Below are 5,319 nucleotides of genomic sequence, written 5' to 3' on the forward strand. Positions count from 1 at the left end.
GGATCGGACTTCCACATTGAGCTGGCAGTCCGCGAAGTTGAAATCGATGTGCTCGTTCGCCTTCCAAGCGGTCATAAGGCGATAGTAGTGGATGTCCGTGCTGCTGAAACCTACAAATGTCCGTGGCAAGCCCATAGCCGTTCCCCGTTCGAGTGGTCGAAGCGTTTACGCGTCATACACGCGGCACGCCAGCAAGCTACGCGGCGTGACAGAGTCAAATAATATGATCGGGCGAGAAATTTGCAAAGGGCGGTCACACCGTAGTGCTAGGACCTGGTCCTGTGCCGTTGACACTTGGTTGACAGTCAGAAATGAACAAGGGGTTACGCGCAAACGTAACCCCTTGTTTTATATGGTGGCGAATCAGGGATTCGAACCCCGGACCTGCGGATTATGATTCCGTCGCTCTAACCGACTGAGCTAATTCGCCGAAGAAAATCGATTATGGTCAAGAACGGGTGCGGTGTCAACCCCTTTCTGCAACTCGCTGGTCCGACACCCCCGCACATCGACGCGCGGCCCAAGCCCCGCGCGCCAATCCCCGTTCAATCCCTGGAATAAATGTTCGAGTCCTTGGTTTCCTTCACGAACAGCATGCCGATGACGAAGGTGCCCAGCGCCACCACCACCGGATACCACAGCCCCGAGTAAATATTGCCCTGCGCCGCGACGATGGCGAACGCCGTGGCCGGCAGAAACCCGCCGAACCACCCGTTGCCGATATGGTACGGAAGGGACATCGACGTATACCGGATCCGTGTCGGGAACATTTCCACCAGCATCGCGGCGATCGGCCCGTAGACCATCGTCACATATATCACGAGCAGCGCCAGAATGGCGACCGTCATCGGCCAATTCAGTTGCGACGGATCGGCCTTAGCCGGATAGCCCGCACTCTTGAGCGTACCGGCCAGCGTCTTGTCGAACGCCTTCGCTTTATCCTTCGCGTCCGCCGACTTGCCATCGTACGTGTCGACCACCGTATCGCCCACCTTGATCTGCGCCATCGTGCCCGCCGGCGCCGCCACATTCGCGTAGTTCAGGCCCGATTTGGCCAACGCACTCTTCGCGATATCGCACGAACTCGTGAACTTGGCGGTGCCAACCGGGTTGAACTGGAACGAGCACTCGTCCGGATTGGCAATGACGACGATCGGGGCCTTCTGCTCGGCGGCCTCAAGCGTGGGATTCGCGTAGTGCGTCAACGCCTTGAAGAGCGGGAAGTACGTCAGCGCGGCGATCAGGCACCCTGCCATGATCACAGGCTTACGGCCGATCCGATCCGACAGCGAGCCGAAGAAGACAAAGAACGGCGTGCCGATCAGCAGCGCCAGCGCGATCAAAATATTGGCGCTCGCGCCATCCACCTTCAGCGTTTGCGTCAGGAAGAACAGGGCGTAGAACTGCCCCGTGTACCACACCACCGCTTGACCGGCGGTCAGGCCGATCAGCGCAAGGATGACGATCTTAAGATTCCCCCATTGACCGAACGACTCGGTCAAAGGCGCCTTCGACGTCTTGCCTTCCGCCTTGATGCGCACGAACGCCGGCGATTCGCTCAATTGCAGGCGAATCCAGACGGAGATGCCCAGCAAGATCAGCGACGCGATGAACGGAATGCGCCAGCCCCATGCGCCAAACGCGTCTTCGCCCATCATCGTGCGCACGCCCAGGATCACGAGCAGCGACAGGAAGAGACCGAGCGTCGCCGTCGTTTGAATCCACGACGTGTAGTAGCCGCGACGGTTCGCGGGCGCATGCTCCGCCACGTAGGTTGCCGCGCCGCCGTACTCGCCGCCGAGCGCCAAGCCTTGCAGCAGCCGCATCGCGATAAAGATCACCGGAGACGCGAAGCCGATCGTCGCGTAGCCCGGCAGGAAGCCGACGACAAAGGTCGACAGGCCCATGATCGTGATCGTGATCAAGAACGTGTACTTACGGCCGACCATATCGCCAAGCCGCCCGAACACGAGCGCGCCGAACGGACGCACCGCGAAACCCGCCGCGAAGCCCAAGAGCGTGAAAATGAAGGCGGCTGTCGGGTTGATCCCTGAGAAAAAGCTCTTGCTGATGTAGGCCGCGAGCGAGCCGGCCAGGTAGAAGTCGTACCACTCGAAAACGGTGCCGAGCGATGACGCGAAGATGACGCGTTTCTCGTCGCTCGTCATCGGCGCGTGCGAAATTTGCCCGCCTAAGGTTGCCATGAGTCGTCTCCCGTATTTTGATCGTGCGTTCGCAGGCGGCGGCATTCGGCGCACACCCGCTGACGATTATTGGAATGAAAACTTACGGCCAACTGACGAATCGCCTTTTAATGTTACGGATCGATCCGGCGAGAGTGGGTGAATTGTTGTCTTGTTATGTTGGTAACTTCGGCCATCACGCGCGAAAATCAGGTTTTTGCAAGATTGCTGATGGGCCGGAGCAACGGCTCCCGCCCCCGGTCTCAGGGTAAGCTCGGGGTTTCGCGGGAAAGAGGCAGGCAGATCCGGACTAATGTGCCCGCGAGGCGCGGTGTGTCCTGGTACACATGATCGCCGAGCGTGAGCGTGCCGCCATGCATCGTGGCGATCTCTTTGACGATCGCGAGCCCGAGCCCGCTGCCGTCGCCTTCGCGCCCGAGAATCCGATAGAACCGCTCGACCACCTTAGGCCGTTCGGCCGGCGCAATCCCCGGCCCGGTGTCCTCCACCTCGATCCAAGCCTCTTCGGTGTCGCGTTTCGGCTGGACACGGACAGTAATTCGGCCCCCGGCTGGCGTGTAGCGGATCGCGTTGTCGATGACGTTGGAGAGCATCTCCCGAAGCATCACCGGATTGCCCTCGACGAACACCGCTTCGTCGGGCCCCTCATAGCCCAGATCCATCTGCTTGGCGAGCGCCGCGCGCACCCAATCGCGCACGGCGAGCCGAGCCAGGTGCGCCATCTCGACATGAGTGAATACTTGCCCCGAACTGCGGTTTTCCGCACGCGCCAGGGCGAGCAGTTGCGTGACGAGGCGCGCGGCTTGGTCCGCGCCCGTCGCGATCTGTTCGAGCGAGCGGCGCACCTCGGGCGAGACGTCGTCGCGCAGCGCGAGCTCGGCCTGCGTGTGCAGGCCGGCCAGTGGCGTCTTCATTTGATGAGCCGCATCGGCGATAAAGCGCTTCTGCAAATCGATGTTCTGCTCCAGCCGCGTCAGCAAGTCGTTGAACGAGGTGACGAGCGGCTCGATTTCGGGCGGCGCGCTCGACGCTTCGAGCGGCGAGAGATCGTCGGGCCGGCGCGCGCGCAGGTTCGCTTGCAGCGAGGTCAACGGCGCGAGCCCGCGCGAAAGCCCGAACCAGACCAGCACGATCGCCAGCGGCAGGATGACGAATTGCGGCAGGATCACGCCCTTGATGATCTCGTTGGCCAGTGCGCTGCGCTTGTCGAACGTCTCTGCCACTTGCACGAGCACCGATTGGCCGTTGCCGCTCATGCTTCCATCGGTACTCGGCGCCACCGTGGTGTAGGCGATCCGGACGTCGTTGCCATGCAGCGTTGCGTCGCGAAACTCGACCAAACCGGGTTGCGGCCGGTCGTCCTCGCTCGGCAGCGGCATATCGGAGACACCGGCCACGAGCTCGCCGCGCGTTCCGATCACTTGATAGAAGACTTTGTCGACGTTGTCGCCGGTCAGAAAATCGCGCGCGGCGTCGGGCAGCGTCAGTGTGGCCACGCCGCCCACCGGATGAATCTGCCGCGCGAGCACGTAGGCGTCGGTCTCGAGGCCGCGATCGAACGGGCCATTCGCGATCGTCTTCGCAACAAGGTAAGTCACGGCGATGCTCATCGGCCAGAGCAGAAGCAGGGGCGCAAGCATCCAATCGAGGATTTCGCCGAACAGCGAGCGGGGCCGGCTCGGTGCGGCCGGTTCGGTTTCGTCGGGCGGCGCGAACGGATTTGCACGCATGGCGTTGCCGGGTTCCTCGTCTGACACCTGCGATAGGGGCGGTGTCGGCGGTGGTGTCGGCGTCGAATGCGGCGCGGAGCCCGGGCCGCGCGGCGTGCCGTCGTTCGAGGAAGCGGATGAAGCCACGGCGCCTCTACTTTGGCCGGGCGTTCGCGATCACGTCGCCTTGCGCCGGGGGAGGGACGGGCACGTTCGTCACGGCGGCCGCCGATGGTGCGGGCGGAACGGTCGCGGCAGCGCTCGCCGCAGACGGGCCTGCGCCGCTCGAGGCGGGCTTTTCCAAACAGTAGCCGAGCCCGCGGACGGTGATGATGCGCACGCCGCTCGGCTCGATCTTCTTGCGCAGCCGGTGCACATACACTTCGATCGCGTTGTTGCTGACCTCTTCACCCCATTCGCAAAGATGATCGACCAGTTGTTCCTTCGACACGAGCCGCCCGATCCGCTGCAGCAGCACTTCCAGCACGCCCACTTCGCGAGCCGACAGTTCGAGCACCTGATCGTTGACCGAGGCAATGCGCCCCACCTGATCGTAAGCCAGCGAACCGTGCCGCAGGACCGTGGGCCCGCCGCCGCTGCCGCGTCGCGTCAGGGCGCGCACGCGCGCTTCGAGTTCGTTCAGATGAAATGGCTTGCTCATGTAGTCGTCCGCGCCGAGATCGAGCCCTTTCACGCGCTCATCGACACCATCGACCGCCGTCAGGATCAACACGGGCAGCGCCGAATTGCGCGCGCGCAGGCGGCGCAGCACTTCGAGCCCCGACATGCGCGGCAGGCCGAGGTCGAGAATGAGCAGATCGAAGGTTTGCATCGAGAGCGCGGCATCGGCCTCGCTCCCGTTCTTGACGTGATCGACGGCATAGCCCGATTGGCGGAATGATCGGACGAGGCCGTCCGCGAGTATGCTGTCGTCTTCGGCAATGAGTATTCGCATGATGCCCCGCGCGGCCGGCCAGCCTTTCGAGCCGGTGCCGGGCGGGTCTCTCCGATGGTCTTGTATCGATCCGACATTCGGCGGTTCCGTGACGGCCGCCGATGCCTCGTTGCCGCGACGCAAATCCGCCCGCATCGGGCTTGCAAAGAACCCTGTTTTTTTATACAGTATCTGCGTTTCGTGCGCCAGCCGGGAAATGATACCGATCGATACCCATGGGGTACCGAGCAGGTACCGATCGGGGGCCGCCACCCGGGGCTGAAATCGTGGCCTCGAGGGGGCTCCCGCCGCGTGTCACCGCGCTTCATTGCCCGGCCCGCCCGCCGCAGACGCCCGCTCATCATAGCAAAGGACGATTCATGGAAGAAAGCAAGAAAGGCTCGGCTGGACTGACTGCTGAAAAGAGCAAGGCGCTGGCTGCCGCGCTCGCGCAGATCGAAAAGCAGTTCGG

At 62.8% G+C, this 5,319-nt stretch carries 3 protein-coding genes, 1 tRNA gene and 1 pseudogene; 1 reads left to right on the top strand and 4 read right to left on the bottom strand.

Going from position 1 to position 5,319, the window contains the following annotated elements; all coding sequences use genetic code 11:
• Positions 1-353: 353 nt before the first annotated feature.
• The 4 genes from ACTHL0_RS03280 to ACTHL0_RS03295 all read right to left on the bottom strand — a co-directional run bounded on the left by ACTHL0_RS03280 (position 354) and on the right by ACTHL0_RS03295 (position 4,868).
• Positions 354-430: transfer RNA gene (locus ACTHL0_RS03280), tRNA-Met, on the bottom strand.
• A 115-nt stretch (positions 431-545) separates the two neighbouring features.
• Positions 546-2,204: an MFS transporter gene (locus ACTHL0_RS03285; protein ID WP_440565162.1), complete on the bottom strand. Its 1,659-nt coding sequence runs from the start codon at positions 2,202-2,204 to the stop codon at positions 546-548.
• Positions 2,205-2,446: 242 nt separating this feature from the next.
• Positions 2,447-3,961 (bottom strand): sensor histidine kinase N-terminal domain-containing protein, encoded by a 1,515-nt coding sequence (locus ACTHL0_RS03290; protein ID WP_440565164.1) that lies wholly within the window; start codon positions 3,959-3,961, stop codon positions 2,447-2,449.
• Between the two features lie 106 nt (positions 3,962-4,067).
• Entirely contained in the window at positions 4,068-4,868 is an 801-nt protein-coding gene (locus ACTHL0_RS03295; RefSeq protein ID WP_440565163.1) for a response regulator, read from the bottom strand.
• A gap of 263 nt (positions 4,869-5,131) precedes the next feature.
• On the opposite strand from ACTHL0_RS03295, the pseudogene ACTHL0_RS03300 reads away from it, so the two are divergent.
• A pseudogene (locus ACTHL0_RS03300) lies at positions 5,132-5,319 on the top strand (hypothetical protein); the annotation flags it as partial.

This window comes from Trinickia sp. (genome assembly GCF_051961175.1).
Classification (GTDB): domain Bacteria; phylum Pseudomonadota; class Gammaproteobacteria; order Burkholderiales; family Burkholderiaceae; genus Trinickia.